Source organism: Acidimicrobiales bacterium (genome assembly GCA_022452145.1).
Classification (GTDB): domain Bacteria; phylum Actinomycetota; class Acidimicrobiia; order Acidimicrobiales; family MedAcidi-G1; genus UBA9410.
The window spans coordinates 128,551-146,715 of the sequence record JAKURY010000003.1; the positions used below are offsets into that span (position 1 = coordinate 128,551).

20 protein-coding genes are annotated in these 18,165 nt (G+C 69.2%); 13 read left to right on the forward strand and 7 right to left on the reverse strand.

Translation table 11 applies throughout. The annotated features are described in order from the left end of the window. Nucleotides 1–18: 18 nt before the first annotated feature. From MK177_01865 to MK177_01890, 6 genes are all read right to left on the reverse strand, one after another. Nucleotides 19–2,415 (reverse strand): bifunctional FO biosynthesis protein CofGH, encoded by a 2,397-nt coding sequence (locus MK177_01865; GenBank protein MCH2426060.1) that lies wholly within the window; start codon nt 2,413–2,415, stop codon nt 19–21. After that, nucleotides 2,412–2,882, reverse strand: coding sequence for a helix-turn-helix transcriptional regulator (locus MK177_01870; protein MCH2426061.1), 471 nt, complete (start codon nt 2,880–2,882; stop codon nt 2,412–2,414). The genes MK177_01865 and MK177_01870 overlap by 4 nt, the downstream gene beginning before the upstream one ends. Before the next feature lie 78 nt (nt 2,883–2,960). Continuing rightward, nucleotides 2,961–4,049 carry a transaldolase gene (tal, locus tag MK177_01875; GenBank protein MCH2426062.1) on the reverse strand — a complete coding sequence of 363 codons (1,089 nt, stop codon included), beginning with the start codon at nt 4,047–4,049 and terminating at the stop codon, nt 2,961–2,963. Continuing rightward, on the reverse strand, nt 4,046–6,049 hold the full coding sequence (gene tkt, locus MK177_01880; protein MCH2426063.1) for a transketolase: 2,004 nt from the start codon (nt 6,047–6,049) through the stop codon (nt 4,046–4,048). The genes tal and tkt overlap by 4 nt, the downstream gene beginning before the upstream one ends. Nucleotides 6,050–6,117: 68 nt before the next feature. Continuing rightward, entirely contained in the window at nt 6,118–7,257 is a 1,140-nt protein-coding gene (locus MK177_01885; GenBank protein ID MCH2426064.1) for an FIST C-terminal domain-containing protein, read from the reverse strand. A gap of 10 nt (nt 7,258–7,267) precedes the next feature. Beyond that, on the reverse strand, nt 7,268–7,663 hold the full coding sequence (locus MK177_01890) for a hypothetical protein (protein MCH2426065.1): 396 nt from the start codon (nt 7,661–7,663) through the stop codon (nt 7,268–7,270). A gap of 45 nt (nt 7,664–7,708) precedes the next feature. Between MK177_01890 and dacB the strand changes: the two genes are divergently transcribed. From dacB to MK177_01935, 9 genes are read left to right on the forward strand one after another with little or no spacing between them, the layout of a single operon-like run. After that, complete coding sequence (dacB, locus tag MK177_01895) at nt 7,709–9,139, forward strand: D-alanyl-D-alanine carboxypeptidase/D-alanyl-D-alanine-endopeptidase (protein ID MCH2426066.1); 1,431 nt, start codon at nt 7,709–7,711, stop codon at nt 9,137–9,139. A 36-nt stretch (nt 9,140–9,175) separates the two neighbouring features. Further along, complete coding sequence (locus MK177_01900) at nt 9,176–9,805, forward strand: LON peptidase substrate-binding domain-containing protein (protein ID MCH2426067.1); 630 nt, start codon at nt 9,176–9,178, stop codon at nt 9,803–9,805. Nucleotides 9,806–9,817: 12 nt separating this feature from the next. Next, entirely contained in the window at nt 9,818–10,132 is a 315-nt protein-coding gene (locus tag MK177_01905; GenBank protein ID MCH2426068.1) for a hypothetical protein, read from the forward strand. Further along, the gene (locus MK177_01910; GenBank protein MCH2426069.1) at nt 10,125–10,331 is read left to right on the forward strand and encodes a hypothetical protein; all 207 of its coding nucleotides are present in this window, start codon (nt 10,125–10,127) and stop codon (nt 10,329–10,331) included. The genes MK177_01905 and MK177_01910 overlap by 8 nt, the downstream gene beginning before the upstream one ends. A 47-nt stretch (nt 10,332–10,378) precedes the next feature. Continuing rightward, nucleotides 10,379–10,543 (forward strand): hypothetical protein, encoded by a 165-nt coding sequence (locus tag MK177_01915; protein ID MCH2426070.1) that lies wholly within the window; start codon nt 10,379–10,381, stop codon nt 10,541–10,543. Beyond that, the gene (locus MK177_01920) at nt 10,540–10,740 is read left to right on the forward strand and encodes a MoaD/ThiS family protein (GenBank protein MCH2426071.1); all 201 of its coding nucleotides are present in this window, start codon (nt 10,540–10,542) and stop codon (nt 10,738–10,740) included. The genes MK177_01915 and MK177_01920 overlap by 4 nt, the downstream gene beginning before the upstream one ends. After that, complete coding sequence (locus tag MK177_01925; GenBank protein ID MCH2426072.1) at nt 10,737–11,702, forward strand: adenine nucleotide alpha hydrolase family protein; 966 nt, start codon at nt 10,737–10,739, stop codon at nt 11,700–11,702. Before MK177_01920 ends, MK177_01925 begins: the two co-directional genes overlap by 4 nt. Nucleotides 11,703–11,716: 14 nt before the next feature. Next, nucleotides 11,717–12,472: a tRNA (adenine-N1)-methyltransferase gene (locus MK177_01930; protein ID MCH2426073.1), complete on the forward strand. Its 756-nt coding sequence runs from the start codon at nt 11,717–11,719 to the stop codon at nt 12,470–12,472. Beyond that, nucleotides 12,469–13,257: a trypsin-like peptidase domain-containing protein gene (locus MK177_01935; protein ID MCH2426074.1), complete on the forward strand. Its 789-nt coding sequence runs from the start codon at nt 12,469–12,471 to the stop codon at nt 13,255–13,257. Before MK177_01930 ends, MK177_01935 begins: the two co-directional genes overlap by 4 nt. Before the next feature lie 75 nt (nt 13,258–13,332). Here MK177_01935 and MK177_01940 read toward each other — a convergent pair whose 3' ends face one another. Next, on the reverse strand, nt 13,333–13,569 hold the full coding sequence (locus tag MK177_01940) for a ferredoxin (GenBank protein MCH2426075.1): 237 nt from the start codon (nt 13,567–13,569) through the stop codon (nt 13,333–13,335). A gap of 214 nt (nt 13,570–13,783) precedes the next feature. On the opposite strand from MK177_01940, the gene arc reads away from it, so the two are divergent. The 4 genes from arc (at nt 13,784) to prcB (ending at nt 18,163) form a co-directional block, all read left to right on the forward strand. After that, nucleotides 13,784–15,538, forward strand: a complete 1,755-nt coding sequence (gene arc / locus MK177_01945) for a proteasome ATPase (protein ID MCH2426076.1) — start codon at nt 13,784–13,786, stop codon at nt 15,536–15,538. Between the two features lie 64 nt (nt 15,539–15,602). Further along, nucleotides 15,603–17,114, forward strand: coding sequence for a proteasome accessory factor PafA2 (locus tag MK177_01950; protein MCH2426077.1), 1,512 nt, complete (start codon nt 15,603–15,605; stop codon nt 17,112–17,114). Nucleotides 17,115–17,132: 18 nt separating this feature from the next. Continuing rightward, nucleotides 17,133–17,342: a ubiquitin-like protein Pup gene (locus MK177_01955; GenBank protein MCH2426078.1), complete on the forward strand. Its 210-nt coding sequence runs from the start codon at nt 17,133–17,135 to the stop codon at nt 17,340–17,342. Nucleotides 17,343–17,374: 32 nt separating this feature from the next. Then, nucleotides 17,375–18,163, forward strand: coding sequence for a proteasome subunit beta (gene prcB / locus MK177_01960; GenBank protein MCH2426079.1), 789 nt, complete (start codon nt 17,375–17,377; stop codon nt 18,161–18,163). Nucleotides 18,164–18,165 lie beyond the last annotated feature (2 nt).

Sequence of the window (18,165 nt, forward strand, 5' to 3'; positions counted from 1 at the left end):
CGACGAGCCTGTCGGCGGTCAGGCGCTGACGACGGGTATGAGGGTCCGACCGTCGTGCTCCCTGAGCACCGGGAGGCGGTGGCCCCGGTCCACCCGGCCGTAGAGGGTGGTCCGTTGGGCGAGGGTGCGACCCAGGGGCTTGACGATGCCGAGCAGGTCGTCCTCGCAGACCTGCTGGCCGTGCTGTGCTCCGGCAGCCCGGGAAATGTTCTCGTCCATGAGGGTTCCGCCGAGGTCGTTGACCCCGGCCTGCAGCAGCTGCGTCACCCCGTCGAAGCCGATCTTCACCCAGGAAGCCTGGATGTTGTCGATCAGCCCGTGGTACGCGATGCGGGCCACGGCGTGCATGAGCAGGTTCTCCCGGAACGTCGGGCCCCGACGGGCCTTCCGCTGGAGGTAGATGGGAGCGGCCATGTGTACAAACGGCAGACCGACGAATTCGGTGAAGCCGCCTGTCTCCTCCTGGAGGTCACGGCACCGGAGCAGGTGGCGGACCCAGTGCACCGGTCGTTCGATGGACCCGTACATGATCGTGATGTTGGAGGCGATTCCGACCCCGTGGGCTGTGCGGTGTGCCTCCAGCCACTCGTCGGTCGTGATCTTGTCAGGACAGAGCTCGGCCCGGATCCCGTCGTCCAGTATCTCGGCGGCCGTGCCGGGCAGGGACCTCAGCCCGGCCTCCTTCGCCCGCCTCAGGTAGTCGGCCAGCGGTTCGCTCAGCCGCCGGGCGCCTTCGGTGACCTCCAGGGCGGTGAAGCCGTGGACGTGGATGTCGGGGACTGCTTCGCGGACGGCCCGGGTGACGTCGATGTAGTAGTCGCCGTCAAAGTCGGGATGGATTCCACCTTGCAGGCAGACCTCGGTAGCCCCCATCCGGGCGGCCTCGGCGGCCCGTGAGGCGATCTCGTCCATCTCCAGGAGGTACGGGGTTCCCCGGAGGTTGAGGGACAGGGGACCCTTCGAGAATCCGCAGAACCGACACTTGTAGGTGCAGACGTTCGTGTAGTTGATGTTCCGGTTGGCCACCCAGGTGACCGTCTCGCCGACGGCCCGGCGCCTGAGCTCGTCTGCCACCTCGGCCACGGCCGCCACCTCCGGGCCGCGGGCTCCGAACAGGGCCAGCAGCTCGTCGTGGTCCGCCTGCTGACCGTCCATCACGCCGTCGAGTACCTCGCGCACCTGGCCACGGGCCGATGCCTTCGCCGGAACGAGGATCATCGGGCTGGTCGGGCTGCCGGAGTACCAGGCGGTCGAGCGGTGTCCGACCTGACGGACCTCGGCCCCGTCGGCAGCCGTCACCTTCTCTATCTCCTCGGGGAAGACGGCCCCCGGGTCGTCCCGTCCCAGGCCCTCTGCATCGCTCCGGTCCATCACCGGGAACCGGAGGTCCGCGTGGATCCACCGGGCGTCGTCCCGGACGTACTCGGGGTAGACGGTCAGGCGGGGGGCCAAGGTGAAGCCCCGTGCTTCGGTGACCTCCCTTAGGCGGTCTAGCTCAGGCCAGGGTCGTTCGGGGTTGACATGGTCGGCGGTTACCGGCGAGACGCCACCCCAGTCGTCGATGCCGGCGTTCAGGATCGCGCCGAAGTCGTCCGACAGGTTGGGTGGGGCCTGGAGGTGGATCTCGGGCGGGAGGATCAGGCGGGCGAGGGCGATGGCTTCGAGGTACTCGTCGGTCGGGCAGGGCGGTGTCGCGTGCATCGCCGTGCCCGGCTTGGGCAGGAAGTTCTGGACTATGACCTCCTGGACGTGTCCGTGGCGGCGATGCGATACGGCTATGGCCTCCAGGGCTGCGATGCGGTCGGCACGCCCCTCGCCGATCCCTACGAGGATTCCGGTGGTGAACGGGATCGCCAGCCGACCGGCCGCCTCGAGGGTCTCGAGACGCCGCTCCGGGTCCTTGTCTGGGGCACCGCGGTGGCAGTCGAGGTCCGGACGGAGCGACTCCACCATCATCCCCTGTGAGGGGGCGACGCTCCGGAGGGCGGCGAGCTCGCCGGCGTGCAGGGCACCGGCGTTGGCGTGGGGGAGGAGGCCGGTCTCGGCGACCACCAGCCGGGCCATCTCGGCCAGGAGGTCCAGCGTCGTGGCGTGCCCGTGGCGGTCCAGCCAGTCGGCGGCCACCGGATAGCGGAGTTCCGGACGCTCTCCGAGGGTGAAGAGCGCTTCGTGGCAGCCGGCAGCCGCCCCACGGCGGGCGATCTCCAGCACCTCTTCGGTGGACATGTACGGCGACCGGAGCCGGGCTGGCGGCTGGGCAAAGGTGCAGTAGCCGCAGCGGTCCCTGCAGAGCATGGTGAGCGGGATGAACACCTTGGGGCTGTAGGTGATCCGGGTGCCGTGGTGGGCGTCGCGGACCTCCCTGGCCGCAGCGAGTAGGTCCTCGCCGTGCAGGTCGTCGTATGGCCCGGTCATCGATCGGCTCCTGTTGTCTCGGTCGCACGTCCCGGTCCCGGGCGGCTGCGGATGTGGTGGGGTCCGACCGGCTCGTGGCAGGCGGGACAGGAGACGGCCTGGTCGAGCGGCGTGCCGCAGGCGTCGTGGACCAGGAGCGTGGGAGGCCCGTCGACGGCGTACCACCGGTCGCCCCAGTGCATCAGGGCCACCAGCGCCGGGGAGAGGTCGGCTCCCTTGGTGGTCAAGTGGTACTCGTGACGAACAGGTCGATCCTGGTAGGGCACCCGGTGCACGATCTCCAGGTCGACCAGGCGCTGGAGCCGGTCGGTCAGGAGGTTTCGGGCGATTCCGAGGTCCTGGTGGAGGCGTTCGAAGCGGCGTACTCCGCGGAAGAGGTCCCGGAGGATGAGCAGGGTCCAACGGTCGCCGACCGCCGCCAGGGTGGCTGCGATGGAACAGCCGTCGGTGGTGGCGTCGTTGGACATGGTCGGAGCGTAGCAGTCAGTTGCGAAATGAAACGCACTTCGTCCCGGGGTCCCGAGCAGGCTGTCAGAACGAGTTGGTCAGAAGGTTGAGGCCTTCGCTCCCAGATCGGCCAACAGGTCGTCGAAGGAGGCCACGAATGCGGCCACGCCCTCGTCCTCGAGGACACGGGAGACTTCGGCCAGGTCGACACCGACGTCGGAGACCGCCCGTAGCACGCCGTGGGCGGAGTCGGGATCGGCGTCGATGGTCCGGGCGACCGTACCGTGGGCCTCGAAGGCCTCCAGGGTCGCATCGGGGAGGGTGTTCACAGTGTCGGGCCCGATGAGCGTGTCGACGTACAGGGTGTCGGGATAGGAGGGGTTCTTGGTCGACGTGGAGGCCCACAGTGGCCGCTGCACCCGTGCTCCGCGCTGGACGAGGGAATCCCAGCGCGGGCCTCTGAACACCGTTCTGAACATGTCGTAGGCGACCTGGCCCTGGGCCACCGCAGCACGTCCCCGCAGGGAGAGTGCCTCAGGGCCACCCAGCACGTCGAGGCGTCGGTCGATCTCGTTGTCGGTGCGGCTGATGAAGAACGACGCCACCGAGGAGACCCCGGAGAGGTCGCCCGGGCAGGACTCCAGGCCCGACACGTAGGCCTCCATCACCTCGCGGTAGCGGTCCAGCGAGAAGATGAGGGTGATGTTGATGCTTCGGCCCTCCGAGATCATCCGGTGGATAGCCGGGATGCCCTCGGCGGTGGCCGGGATCTTCACGTAGAGGTTCGGCCGGTCGATGCGCCCGTGTAGCTCGCGGGCCGCTGCGATGGTGCCCCCGGTGTCCGTGGCCAACCGGGGATCCACCTCCACGGAGACGTAGCCGTCGAGGCCGTCCGAGGACTCGTGGACCGGACGCAGGATCTCAAGGGCGTCCATGATGTCGCGGACCACGAGCTTCCAGTAGCTCTCCTCGACGCTGGCGCCCTCAGCCGTGAGGGAACGGAGCTGTTCGTCGTAGGCGTCGGTGCCCGTCATGGCCTTCTGGAAGATGGACGGGTTGGAGGTGATCCCGCGTGCCCCGCGGTCGACCCAGCCCTGCAGTTCGCCAGAGACGATCCAGCTGCGCTTCAGGTTGTCCAGCCAGGGACTTTGGCCCTGTTCGGAGTAGAGGTCGTGGAGTCGGCTCATCGCGGTCCCCCGGGTCGGTCCAGGAGCGATTCTGCGGCAGCCACCACGGCGTCCGGGGTGATCCCCAGCTCGGCCATGGCCCGTTCGCCTGGTGCCGAGGCGCCGAACCGGTCGATGCCCACGCTCCGGTCGGCCCACCGCGCCCATCCGAAGGTCACGCCAGCCTCCACGGAGAGGGTGGGGACCCCATCGGGGAGGACGCTGCAGCGGTAGTCGTCGGCCTGCTCGGCGAACAGTTCCATGCACGGCATTGACACCACCCGGACCGCCCGCCCTGCGGCGGTCAGCGTTGCCGCAGCGTCCAGAGCGACGGACACCTCGCTGCCGGTGCCGATCAGCACCACTTCCGGGACACCGTCCGAATCGGCCAGCACGTAGGCGCCGCTTGCGACGGCGGCGTGGTCGGTGGTCCCTTCGAGTACCGGTACGTCCTGGCGGGTGAGGAGGAGGGCTACGGGCCCGTGGCTCTCCACAATGTGGCGCCAGACGGCGGCGGTCTCGTTGGCATCGGCCGGGCGGAAGACTTCGATGCCCGGTATAGCGCGGAGCGCTGCAACATGCTCGACGGGCTGGTGGGTGGGTCCGTCCTCGCCGACCCCTACGGAATCGTGGCTCCAGACGAAGACCGTCCGAGCCGAGCTCAGGGCGGCCAGGCGGACCGCGCCGCGCATGTAGTCGCTGAAGACGAGGAAGGTGCCGTTGACCGGGCGTATTCCACCATGGAGTGCCATGCCGTTGGAGATGGCGCCCATGGCGTGCTCGCGAACCCCGAAGTAAAGCTGGCGTCCCTCGGGGCAGTCAGGAGCCTGGACGCCATGGTCCCTGATGGTGGTGCCGGTGTTGCCGGTCAGGTCGGCTCCGCCGCCCATCAGGCCGGGGACCACGTCCAACAGGGCCTGCAGGCAGGCGTTGCTGGCCTTCCGGGTGGCCACCGCACCGCCGGCATCCCAGGTCGGTAGGCGGTCGGCCCACCCGTCGACACCCCCGCCGGCCTGAGCCGCGTCCCATGCGGCGCGGTCGCCGTCGAATGACGCCAGGCGTCCCTCCCAGGCGGTACGTGCCGAGGCCCCCCGACGCCCGGCGCTCCGATACTGCTCCAGGACCCGATCCGGGACCCAGAAGGACTCGTCCTCCGGAAGGCCCATGCGGCGCTTCGTCTCGGCGATGCCATCGTCGGTCAGCGAGTAGCCGTGGGCGGCCGGGTTGTCGACGTCCGGGGAGGGATGCCCGATGTGGGTCCGGAGCACGACGAGCGAGGGTCGGTCTCCGACGGCCATGGCGCTGCGGATGCCGCCTTCGATGGCGTCCAGGTCCTCAGCGGCCTCGCCGAGGTCGACCACGTGCCAGCCGTAGGCCCGGAAGCGTGCCGGGGCATCGTCCGAGAGGGCCAACTCTGCCGGTCCGTCGATGGTCACGTGGTTGTCGTCGTAGACGGCGACGAGGCGCCCCAGTCCCTGGTGGCCGGCCAGGGATGCCGCCTCATGGGAGATGCCCTCGGCGAGGTCGCCGTCCCCGCAGATGGCGAAGGTGTGGTGGTCGGTCAGCCCTGAACCGAATCGGGCCCGGAGGTTTCGCTCGGCGATGGCCATGCCGACGGCGTTGGCGAGGCCCTGGCCGAGCGGACCGGTGGTGACCTCGACCCCCGCCGTGTGGCCCGCCTCAGGGTGGCCAGGGGTGGCGGAGCCCCACTGCCGGAAGTCCCTGAGGTCGTCCAGGGTCAGGCCGTGACCGGTCAGGTGGAGCATGGAGTACAGCAGGATCGAGGCGTGTCCGGCCGAGAGGATGAAGCGGTCGCGGTCGGGCCACGACGGGTCGGCGGCGTCGTAGGTGAGGATCCGCGTCCAGAGCACGTGGGCCAGTGGCGCCAGGGCCATGGCGGTTCCCTGGTGCCCGGACCGTGCGGCGTGGGGTGCGTCCATGGCCAAGCCCCGGATCACGTCGATCGCGAGTGCTTCGACGTCGCCGTCGAAGCCCGATCCGGTGGGCTCGGCGTCCGTCATGATCCCACCACCGCGTCGGCCCCTGCTCGATTACGTCGACGGGCACCCTAACCGCGACGGCCGTCGCTCTAGGCCACCTGACCGGACCCGTCCGGAGGCATTTCGGAGGCCCCGGTACCCAGCAGGAGCGCCGAGGCGGTGAAGCCGTGGAGGTGGTGTCGGCGTCCTACCGGACCGATCTCACCGGCGCAGAACATGCCGGCCACATCGGTCGTTCCCAGACCGTCCACGAAATGGCCCGCATCGTGGCCGGGGGTGCCGAACAGGTGTCGTCCCCGACCGTTGCAGGTGAAGACCAGGGCGCTCTCGGCCCGGTGGGGGCGAAGTCGTGCGGCAAGGTCCCGGGTCGCCGCTCCGGCATCCCGGACCTGGAACTGGAGGGTGGTTCCGACCTCGACCCGCTCGCCGATGGCCACCGTCCCCGACCCCCGGTCGGCCCCCAGGACGGGTCTGATGAGGAAGTCGCCGGCGGCGAAGGCCGACAGGTGCTCGTCGATGACGATCCCCACGTGGAGTCCGCGGCGAAGGCGGTCCCGGGTCGCCTCGTCGACGCCGGACACCACCTCCTCGAGGCGCTCAAGGGCCGGACGGCCGCCCAGGGTTCGGACCAGGTTTCCCTCCACGCTGGTCACGACGAACGGATCGCCCACCGGGCGGCACCCCTGTGCCACCACGGGCAGGGCTCCGAGCCCCGGCGGCAGGACCACGGCGACGGCGCCGTCGGAGAATGCCTCGCCGTCGAGGAGGAGCCTGTTGCCGCCGCGCCGTCCTGCTGCCGAGGCCAGGCCGCCCACCGCCGTGAGGGCGGGGTCGATCGAGTCCAGGAGCCCGTTGATGTCGAAGCCGAAGGGGTCTGCGACCACAAGGACGCTGCTGCCGGCGTCCAGGCCGGTCGGAAGACTCGCCCCGTCCAACCGGTACGCCTCCACGGGCCCGGTCCACCCGGCCCAGAGCACCAGGCCCGGCGCCTCCTCCACCTCCTGGCGCTGGGCCAGCACCGCCCCCGCGGTGCATCCGAGCAGGTGGGCGGGTGCGAGCGTCTGGTTGACCGTCTGGGCAATCTGGGCAGCCCGGTCGACGTGGGCCGTCGAGAGGAACATGACGGCCAGGTCGGGCCCGGGTCCGAGCCGGTCGAGTACCTCTCCGACCACCTCTCCGACAGCGGTCGCCGCGTCGGGATGTCCGGAGAGGGCTACGGCGTAGGCCACAGACTGACTGTCAGTCGGCGGACGGTCCGGGCGGGAGGAGCGTGTACGGCACGACCGTGGCGGGGCCCTGGTCGATGCGGCAGGCGGCCTCCACGGTGCCGAACTCATGGAACTCCAACTCGGCCCGGACGAGGCGGTAGCCGAACCTTCCGGGTTCGACGGCGATGGGCTGGACGTTGCGGGCCAACTGCACCCCGTCGCGGGTGAACACCACCTCCAGCACGGCCTGGCCGGAGTGGTCGGCAGGGCAGCGGACCATGACCATGAGGTGGGGAGACCAGGTCACGGGGGCCGGCCCGGGTGATGCCGCGCTGAACTGGACGCCGGTCAGGTCGATGTGCGTGGCTCCACCGGGCACCTGTCGGAGCTCCAGTCCCTCGAAGAAGAGGGCCGCGAGGATCTGCATGTGGCGAACCTAGACGACAGGCCGAAACCCCTAGCATGGCGTTCCGTGAACTGGCGCCTGGTCCTCCCGCTGTTCCTGTTCACGGTGGCGGTCCTGGCCGGGGTGCAGGCACAGCGGACCGACGGCTCGGCCGCCGCCTACGAGCCCACGGCCGGTCGCCTGCCGGCCCGGACGGTCACGCCCCTCCTGTCTGTCCGTCGGGTGCCCGAGTTCCTGCAGGCGCCGACAGCGGTACGAAACCTCAGGGCCGACCTGCACGGGGCGGTCGCCGGCCTGCCGGAGGGAACCTGCGTAGAGGTCGCCGAGCACGGTCACCAGCTCTACACGCTGGAGGCCGGCCGGGGGCTGGTTCCAGCGAGCGCGCAGAAGCTCCTGACCGGTCTGGCCGCGTTGCGGCACCTCGGCCCGGCCATGGTCCTCAGCACCCGGGTGGTGGCCGAGGTGCCGGTGGTCGACGGAATGGTCGACGGCGACGTCTGGTTGGTGGGTGGCGGCGACCCGCTCCTCATGACAGGCGGATATGCGGCCCGGTTCGATGACCCGGACCCCTACACGGACCTCGGCGACCTGGCCCTCGCCCTCGTGGAGGCCGGTGTACGCGAGGTCAACGGCGGGATCGTGGGCGACGAGTCCCGATACGACGCCATCCGCTATCTGGGAACCTGGCCGGATCGCTTCAAGCCCGGTTGGTCCATCCAGTCCGGCCCACTCAGTGCCCTGAGCGTGGACGACGGCTTCCAGAACTGGGACGCGCTGAACACGGCAGCATCCCTTGGCACGCCCGCCGGGGATCCGGCTGAGAATGCCGCCCGACTGTTCGACGACCTGCTGGAGGCGGAGGGCGTGCTCATCCGACGACGGCCCGATTCGGGCCGTGCGCCGGCCCATCCGGGGATGGTCACCCTGGCCGTGGTCGGGTCGCCCCCGGTCAGCGCCCTGGTCGAGCAGATGCTGGTGGAGAGCGACAACACCACCGCCGAACTGCTGTTGAAGGAGATGGGGTGGACGCCGGCCGATCGTGGGACGACGGTGGCAGGGATCGCGATCCTGTTGGACACGCTGGAAAGAGCAGGACACCGGATCGAAGGAGTCGTACCCCAGGACGGCTCGGGACTGGATCCCGACAACCGTGTGACCTGCTCGCTGCTGGTGGACCTCCTGGGCGACGAGGTGCACGGTGACCTGCTGGTCGCCTCGCTTCCGTTGGCAGGGGAGCGCGGGACGATGAAGAACCGCTTCGTGGGAACTGCCGGTGAGGGCCGAATCCGAGCGAAGACGGGAACGCTCCGCGGAGCCAGCAGTCTTGTCGGCGTGGCCGACACGCCCGGCGGCCGGCGGCTGGCCTTCGCCGTGATCAGCAACGGGGAGCTTCCGTACGAGATCCGCGACCTCCACGAGGATGTCATCCTGGCGCTTCTCTCCTATCCGGCAGGCCCCGCCGCAGAGATCCTGGGGCCGCGACCGGTGGTGGGCTGACCGTCGCCTCCGATCCGTCGGCTTCCGATGCTTCCGTTGGGGACCGTTCTCCTTCCCAGCGGCGTCCTGCCGCTGCAGCTCTTCGAGGACCGCTACCGCCGGATGATCGTCGACGTCCTGGCCGCGGACCGTGAGCTCGGCATCGTCCTCATCCTCCGGGGGAGTGAGGTGGGCGGCGGGGACCTCAGGTACGACGTGGGGACACGGTCACGGGTGCTTGAGGCCCGGGAGGCTCCCGACGGACGTTGGTCGGTCGTCGTCGTCGGGCTGCAGCGGGTGCGGGTGGACCGCTGGATGCCGGATGATCCCTATCCGGTCGCCGACGTCCGACCCATGCCCGACCTCCCGGGTCCCGGCATCGATCCCGCCTCCTACCGCTCGCTGGAGTCCAGGCTGCGGCGCCTGTTGGCCGGCCTGACGGAGCTGGGCGACCCGGTGGAGGCGGCCACGTTTGACCTCACAGACGACCCGGCTCTCGGCACCCTGCAGATGGGAGCACTGGGACCCTTCACGTCGTACGACCGTCAACGACTCCTGGAGGCTGACCTGGTGGTGGAGCGCTGCGGGATCCTCGACGGCCTGCTGGACGGAGCCCAGGGGGTGGTGGACATGCGGCTGGGGCTGGACTGGGACGCCGGCGGGCCCGCCGCCGGGTCCTCCCGGTAGCGTGGTCGCCCCATGGGATCCGACCGCTTTTCCGAGGACAGGACCACCGGCGACCTTCCGGACCTGCTGAGGCGCTACCTCCGCCAGGAGACGGTCGAACCGCTCCGGTCGGCCGGCCGCTTCCTCCTGTTCGGCCTGGTCGGAGCCTCCCTCCTGGGCCTCGGGACGGTCCTGCTGGTGGTGGGTGGCCTCCGGGCCCTTCAGGCGTCGGCGCCCCTGGACGGTTCGTGGTCCTGGGTGCCGTATCTGGCCGCAGCCCTGGTCCTGGTAGCGGTGGCCGGCCTTACGGTGTCCCGCATCGGCGGACGGACGAACCTGGATGGATGAGGACCGCATCACCAGAGACGACCTCGAAGCAGAGTTGCGAGCCGTGGTCGGCGATCCCGAGGGGCCTGTCGCCGGCCGGCGTCCGACCCTGGTGGTGGTCGCCGCGGTGACCGTGGGGGTCGTGGTGGCCGTGGTCTACATGGTTGGGCGGCGGGCCGGCCGACTCCGCTCCACGGTCGTAGAGGTCCGTCGCTTCTGATGTCGGGATTCGGCTCGACGCTCCTCGGGCGGGGGGTTCGCCGGGGGATGTTCGGCGGGCACCGGGGGTGGCAGGGTGTTCTCCTGGTGGTCCTGGCCGCCCGGCTACTGCGTCTCCTGGGTGGCCGTCGGCCGGTCGTCCACCGGACCCGACTGGAGGTCGGCGAGGCACTTGAGGTCCGACACCTGGGCAGCGGGGGCGGAGACCGGTGATCGTCGAACTCCGGAATCCGACCCGCACGTTGGAGCTGGATGGCCCGATGGCCGTCACGGCCCTCCTGGCCCGCCTGGGTATACCCCGCGAGGCTGTTCTGGTGATCAGGGACGGAACCCTGGTTCCGGGAGACGCCATGCTCGAGGCCGGCGACCGGGTCGAGGTCCGCTCGGTGATCTCCGGAGGCGCCCGGTGAAGTGCCGGGTCTGTCGCGGTCCAGCCGTCATCGACGTCCGGCGCCACAACGCCAACTTCTGCGCGGAGCACTTCCTGCGGCTGTGTCGTGACCAGGTGGCCAGGGCCATAGGCGACCACGAGATGCTCAACCCCGGCGATCGGGTCCTGGTGGCCGTCTCGGGTGGGAAGGACTCCCTGGCCGTCTGGGACATCCTGGTCGAGTTGGGCTACCGGGCCGACGGGCTGTACCTGGGCCTCGGCATCGACGGCTACAGCCCGGAGTCCGAGGCCTTCGCCCGGGCGTTCGCCGACGAACGGGGACTTTCCCTCGAGGTGGTCGACCTGCCGACGGACTACGGCTACGACATCCGGAACGGCGCCCGCACGGCCAAGCGGGTTCCGTGCAGTGCCTGCGGGCTGTCCAAGCGGCACCTATTCGACGAGGCTGCGAGGAGGGGCGGCTACGACGCCGTGGCCACCGGCCACAACCTGGACGACGAGGCGGCGGTGCTGCTCGGCAACGTGCTCCGGTGGCAGGGGGAGTACCTGGCCAGGCAGCGACCTGTGCTGCCTGCCGGCGACGGCTTCCCCCGAAAGGTCAAGCCACTGGTCCGGCTGGGGGAGAGGGAGATGGCCGCCTACTGCGTACTGCGTGGCATCGACTACATGGTCGAGGAGTGCCCGATGGCCGCTGGGAACAAGCACATCGGCTACAAGGAGGCCCTCAACTCCATCGAAGAGCGGTCACCGGGAACCAAGCAGGCCTTCTACTTCGGGTTCCTGGATCGGGCGGCCGACCGGTTCGCCCCGGACGACGACAAACGCCCGGCGATCGGCAGGTGTGTTCGATGCGGCGCTCCGGCCGGCGGCGAGGTCTGCGCCTTCTGCCACCTCCTCGAGCGGACCGGCGGCCACCTGCCGTCTGATGTCCCGGACGTCCCGGTCCACCTGGGTCGAGGCGTTCCAGAGGCCTCTTCGTGAGCAGGAGGTTCGAAGTGGGTGACCAGGTCCTCCTGGTCGACCGCAAGCAACGCCGCTACCTCATCGCCCTCGTCGACGGAGGCGAGTTCCACTCCCACACCGGCGTGCTTGCCCACGACGGGATACTCGGCGCTTTCGAGGGGGTCTCCCTGCGGTCCAGTCGGGGGGGCACCTTCACTGCCTTCCGACCCACGCTGGCCGACTTCGTGATCAAGATGCCGCGCGGGGCCCAGGTGATCTATCCGAAGGACCTGGGCCCGCTCCTGATGCTGGCCGACCTCTTCCCGGGAGCCCGTGTCCTGGAGTCGGGGGTCGGATCCGGAGCACTCTCGATGACGATGCTGCGGGCGGGGGCCGAGGTCGCCGGCTACGAACTCCGCGAGGACTTTGCGTCCCGGGCCAGGGCCAACGTCACGACGATGCTGGGCGAGGACGCCCTCGAGCACTACGACGTACAGATTCGGGATGTCTACGACGGAATCGACGGCACCGACTTCGACAGGGTCGTCCTGGACCTACCCGAGCCCTGGCGGGTGGTTCCCCATGCCGCCGGCTCCCTGCACGCCGGCGGCATCATCGTTGCCTACACGCCCAGCATCACCCAGGTGATCCGTTTCCGGGAGTCGCTGGACGCCCACGGCTTCAGGTTTGCCGAGACCGTCGAGGTCCTGAACCGGACCTGGCATGTGGAGGGGCAGGCGGTCCGACCGGACCACCGAATGGTGGCCCACACGGCATTCCTGACACACGCGCGCCTTCTAGGCCCATGACGGCCCGGCGGGTCGCTGCCGCCGTAGCGGTGTGCCTGGTGGCCTACTTGGTCGTCCTGCTGGTGGCCAGCCTGACGGGTGGCGAGGTCGAGTCCATCGGTCCAGCGGCGGCCACCTCCACGATTGCCGGTGGAGATGCCGGCACCGGGGACGGCCAGCGGCCTCCTACGGGTCACGGAATCCAGCCTGCGCTCCTCGAGCGCCTCCAGGCCTCGACGGTGCAGGTACGGGGACTCGACTGCCGTGCGGCGCAGTTCGGGACGGGCTTCGTCGTGGGGTCGGACCTGATCGCCACGGGAGCCCATGTGGTGGCCGGAATCACGGCGCCCATCGTGAGGGTCTACGGAACCGATGTCCCCACCAGGGTGGTGGCCTTCGATCCGGTGAGCGACCTGGCCCTCCTCCGGCCTGCCGACGATCTCGGCCTACCCCAGACGCTGGCGCTGGGTCCGACCGAGGCCGGATCCGTCGGGGCCGTACTGGCCCATGACGACGACGGAGGTCCGGTGGTCCTGCCGGTGGTGGTCCAGCGCCTGATCCGTGCGACCGGTGAGGACATCTACGGGATACCGGCCGGCGGACGCGACGCCCTGGAACTCTCGGCGAGGATCCACTCCGGCCATTCGGGAGCGCCGGTGGTGGACGGGGAGGGAACGGTGGTCGGGGTGCTGTTCTCCAGGCTTCGGGGAGGCGGTTCGGTGGCCTATGCCGTGCAGAGCAACGAGCTGGTCGCCCTCATCGAGGGTCTGTCAGCTGGGACCCGGCCGGCCGGCCCCTGTCGTTGAACCGCGTCCGAGCGGCGGATGGTCCGAAAACGGGAGATGGACGGCCCGGAGGCCGCCCATCCGAAACTGACGGAGTCAGGCCAGTTCGATGAAGATGCACTCGCCGGGGCACTCCTCGGCCGACTCGATGGTGGCCTCCTCCAGCCCGTCGGGCACCGGAGCGACGCCGGCAGCGCCGCCGGGCTCACTGAGGATCTTGTCGCCGTCCTTCACATAGGCCAGGCCGTCGTCCAGCATGGCGAACACATCGGGGGCAATCTCCTCGCAGAGGCCGTCGCCAGTGCAGAGATCCTGGTCAATCCAGACCTTCATCGTCTTCGGGTTCCTCTCTGTCGGCGCAGGTATGCCATGCACCGCGACTATCCGCCGGTCGGAGCGGCCCCGGGTCCGTGGCCCAACTTCGACTGAGCCTCCGGTCAGAGCGGGATCATACCGCTACCCGGAGGGCTTCCACGGGATCGCCCGGCAGGCATTCACCCCCGGGCAACGGCCGCCCGACGCTAGGGTCGCGTCCGGGAGGGGAGTCGTGGGAGACGAGCTGCAGGTCCCGGAAGGGACCGATGAACCGGTTGAGGATGTTGCCGCGGATGCGGTCGATCTTGAGCGCGAGGTCGCCGAACTCCGCCGGCGCCTGATCGAGGCTCCGCGCCAACTGAGCCTCCTGGAGTCCGAGGTGAGGGACGCCGGACGGGAGTTGGCGAGGGCCAACGCCCGCAACCAGAAGCTCAACTCCACCCTGGAGACGGCCAGGGAGCGCATTACCGTGCTGCGCGAGGAGGTCGAGAAGCTCTCCCAGCCACCCTCGGCCTACGGCACCGTGGTCCAGGTCAACGACGACGGGTCGGCCGACGTCCATTCGGGCGGCCGCAAGATGCGCGTCGGGGTGCATCCCGACCTCGCAGACGACCTGACCCCGGGCCAGGAGGTCGTCCTCAACGACGCCATGAGCATCGTGCTGGCCAGGCGCCACGAGACCACCGGCGAGGTCGTCACCGTGAGGGAGGTCATGGCCGGTGGACTCCGGGCCGTGGTCGTGGGCCGTGCGGACGAGGAGAAGGTCGTCGAGTTGGGCGCCGAGCTCGTCGGCGTCGGGCTGCACAGCGGCGACTCGGCGATGCTGGACCCGCGGTCCGGCCTTCTCCTGGAGCGGCTTCCCCGACCCGGCGTGGAGGACCTGGTCCTGGAGGAGGTGCCTGACATCACGTATGAGGACGTCGGTGGCCTGGATCGCCAGATAGAGCAGATCGTCGACGCCGTCGAGCTGCCCTTCCTGCACCAGGACCTGTTCGCCGAGTACGACCTGCCCGCCCCCAAGGGAATCCTCCTCTACGGCCCTCCGGGCTGCGGCAAGACTCTCATCGCCAAGGCGGTTGCGAATTCGCTGGCCACCAAGGTGGCCGAGGTGTCCGGAGACGTGGAGGCGCGCAGTTACTTCCTGAACATCAAGGGCCCGGAGTTGCTCAACAAGTACGTGGGGGAGACCGAGCGACAGATTCGACTGGTGTTCCAGCGGGCGAGGGAGAAGTCCGAGCAGGGCTGGCCGGTGATCGTCTTCTTCGACGAGATGGAGTCCCTCTTCCGGACCCGCGGTTCGGGAATCAGCTCGGACATAGAGTCGACAATCGTGCCTCAGCTCCTGGCCGAGATCGACGGCGTCGAGACCCTGCGGAACGTCATAGTGATAGGTGCCTCCAACAGGGAGGACCTCATCGACCCGGCCATCCTACGGCCGGGGCGGCTCGACGTGAAGATCAAGATCGAGCGTCCTGACGCCGTCGCCGCGGCCCAGATCTTCTCCCGCTACCTGGTGGGGGACCTGCCGATCGACGAGGCGTCCATCGAGACGATCGGGGGCGGGGATCGCAACAAGGCGGCGCTGGCCATGATCGACGACGCGGTGGCCGAGATGTACTCCGAGGAGGACCGGAACCGCTTCCTCGAAGTGACCTACCAGAACGGCGACAAGGAGGTCCTGTACTTCCGGGACTTCGCCTCGGGGGCCATGGTGGAGAACATCGTCCGCCGTGCGAAGAAGTCAGCCATCAAGCGCCAGTTGGCCGGTGGTCCAAGGGGAATCTGCCCGGAGGACATGGTCCAGTCGGTACGTCAGGAGTTCTCCGAACACGAGGACCTGCCCAACACGACTAATCCCGACGACTGGGCGAAGATCTCCGGCAAGAAGGGCGAGCGGATCGTCTACGTCCGGACGCTCGTGACCAACCACGACGACCAGTCCGGCGGTCGTTCGATCGAGGGCGTCGGTACCGGGCAGTACCTCTGACGTCTCCAGCGGCGTCGGATCCCGGTCCCGTCGGCCGGCCGGAAGCTACAAGTAGGGTCCGGCCATGGCCGTCCCCAAGACCCTTGGCATCGAGACCGAGTACGGGATAGTCCACCGCGGGGTCGACGCCCCGAACCCGATCAGCGCATCCTCGCTGCTGATCAACGCCTACCTGAGCCGCCGTGCGGATCCGGGTGGGGGACCGGGCGCCCCGCGGGTGGGGTGGGACTTCGTCGACGAATCGCCGGCGGTCGACGTCCGTGGTTTCACGCTGCTGGACGCCATGGCGCCGGAGATCGAGACCCACCTGGTCAACGCCGTGCTCACCAACGGGGCCCGCTACTACGTCGACCATGCCCACCCTGAGCTATCCACCCCGGAGTGCGCCGACGCGTTGTCGGTGGTGCTCCAGGATCGGGCCGCCGAGATGATCCTGATCGAGTCCATGGAGGCGGCCAACGAGTTCCTACCCGAGGACCAGGAACTCGTCGTATACAAGAACAACTCGGATGGCAAGGGCAACAGCTACGGCTGCCATGAGAACTACCTGATGGACCGATCCACCCCATTCGGCCGGATCGTCCAGCACGCCACCACGCACTTCGTGACCCGGCAGGTATTCACGGGAGCGGGCAAGGTCGGCTGCGAACTGCCCCACCGGGATCGGAGCCACATCGAGTTCCAGCTCACGCAGCGGGCCGACTTCTTCGAGGAGGAGGTCGGCCTGGAGACGACCCTGAAGCGGCCGATAATCAACACCCGCGACGAGCCCCACGCCGATCCCCTCAGGTACAGGCGGCTGCACGTCATAGTGGGAGACGCCAACCTCTGTGAGGTGGCCACGTTCCTCAAGTTGGGGACCACCGCCATCGTCCTCGGGATGGTGGAGGACGACGTGCTGGACTCGACGGTGGCGGTGGCCGATCCTGTCCGGGCCCTGCAGGCCGTGTCGTGGGACCTCACCCTGTCGGAACCGCTGGTCCTCACGGACGGCCGGACAGCGACTGCCATGGACCTCCAGTGGGAGCTGCTGGAATCCGCCCAGAAGTACCTGCTGGACCGGGGCCCGGAGTCGGTCGGGGGCCCGATCGCCGAGCAGGTCGTGGAGCGCTGGGAGCAGGTCCTCTCCGGTTTGGAGCGGGATCCAACCAGCCTGATCGGCCAGGTCGACTGGGTCACCAAGCGCCACCTCGTGGACGGGTTCCGGGATCGCCATGCTCTGTCGGCTGACGATCTCAGGCTGGCCGCCCTGGACCTCCAGTACCACGACCTGCGGCCCGGTCGCTCGCTGTTCGCCCGCATGGGTGCCGAGGTGCTGGTGGATCCCGTCGATGTCCGCAGGGCGACCAACCATCCCCCCACCGACACCCGGGCGTACTTCCGGGGCCGCTGCCTGACCCTCTGGCCGGAGCGCATCGTGGCGGCCAACTGGGATTCCATGGTCTTCGACGTGGGAGGCGAAGCCCTGCGCCGGGTTCCGATGATGGAGCCCTCCCGCGGCACGGAGGAACACGTCGGTACGCTCCTCGACACCTGCGGGTCGGTCGAGGAACTGCTCGAACGGCTCTCGGGCTGAGACCGCACGGAGGAACGCATGGCTGAACGGGAACAACGACAGCGTGGTGGTTCGGATCGGACCGCGGAGGAGGCCGAGGTCACCGACGTGGCCGCCACCCCGGCGTCCACCGAGCGGTCCGACCGCCTCAAGGGGGAGATGGACGACCTCCTTGACGAGATCGACGAGGTGCTGGAGTCCAATGCCGAGGAGTTCGTGAAGAGCTACATCCAGAAGGGCGGCGAGTAGCCCGTCGGCGGCGGCGGGTTAGCCTCCGGCACGTGACGCTTCCCCTCTTCATTCCCGGCGACGACCCGGGTCCCGACTTCCTCGGACTCCTCGACAGGCTCGGTGTCGGCGCCTTCAAGCCGACCGGAGCGTTCGATGCCGCCCAGATCACCCACGGCACCACCGTTGTGGCGATCCGGTACGCGAACGGCGTGGTCATGGCCGGCGATCGACGCGCCACCACCGGACACCTCATCAGCCATCGCTCAATCGAGAAGGTGTTCCCCGCAGACAGCTACTCGGGCATTGCAATCGCCGGTGCGGCCGGGCCGGCCATGCAGATGGTCCGCCTCTTCCAACTGCAACTGGAGCACTACGAGAAGGTGGAGGGCAGCCCGCTGAGCCTGGACGGCAAGGCCAACCAGCTCAGCCAGATGCTCCGCAACCACATGCCGGCGGCCATGCAGGGCCTGGGCGTCTTGCCGCTGTTCGCCGGATACGACGCCCGCCAGGGGCAGGGTCGCCTCTTCCAGTTCGACATGACCGGTGGTCGCTACGAGGAGAGGGACTACGCGGCGACCGGATCCGGTGGCCTCCACGCATCGACGGTGGTCAAGCTCAGGCACCATGGGGGAATCGGGGCCGACGAGGCGATCGACGTTGTGGTCGAGGCGCTGTTCCAGGCTGCGGACGAGGACAGCGCCACCGGTGGACCGGACCCGGTACGCGGCATATATCCCGTGATCGCCACGATCACCGCTGAGGGCTTCGAGCGCCTGGCTGACGAGGACGTGGCCTCCCGGACCTCGACCCTGATCAGCCGTCTCGGAGGTGCATCGTGAGC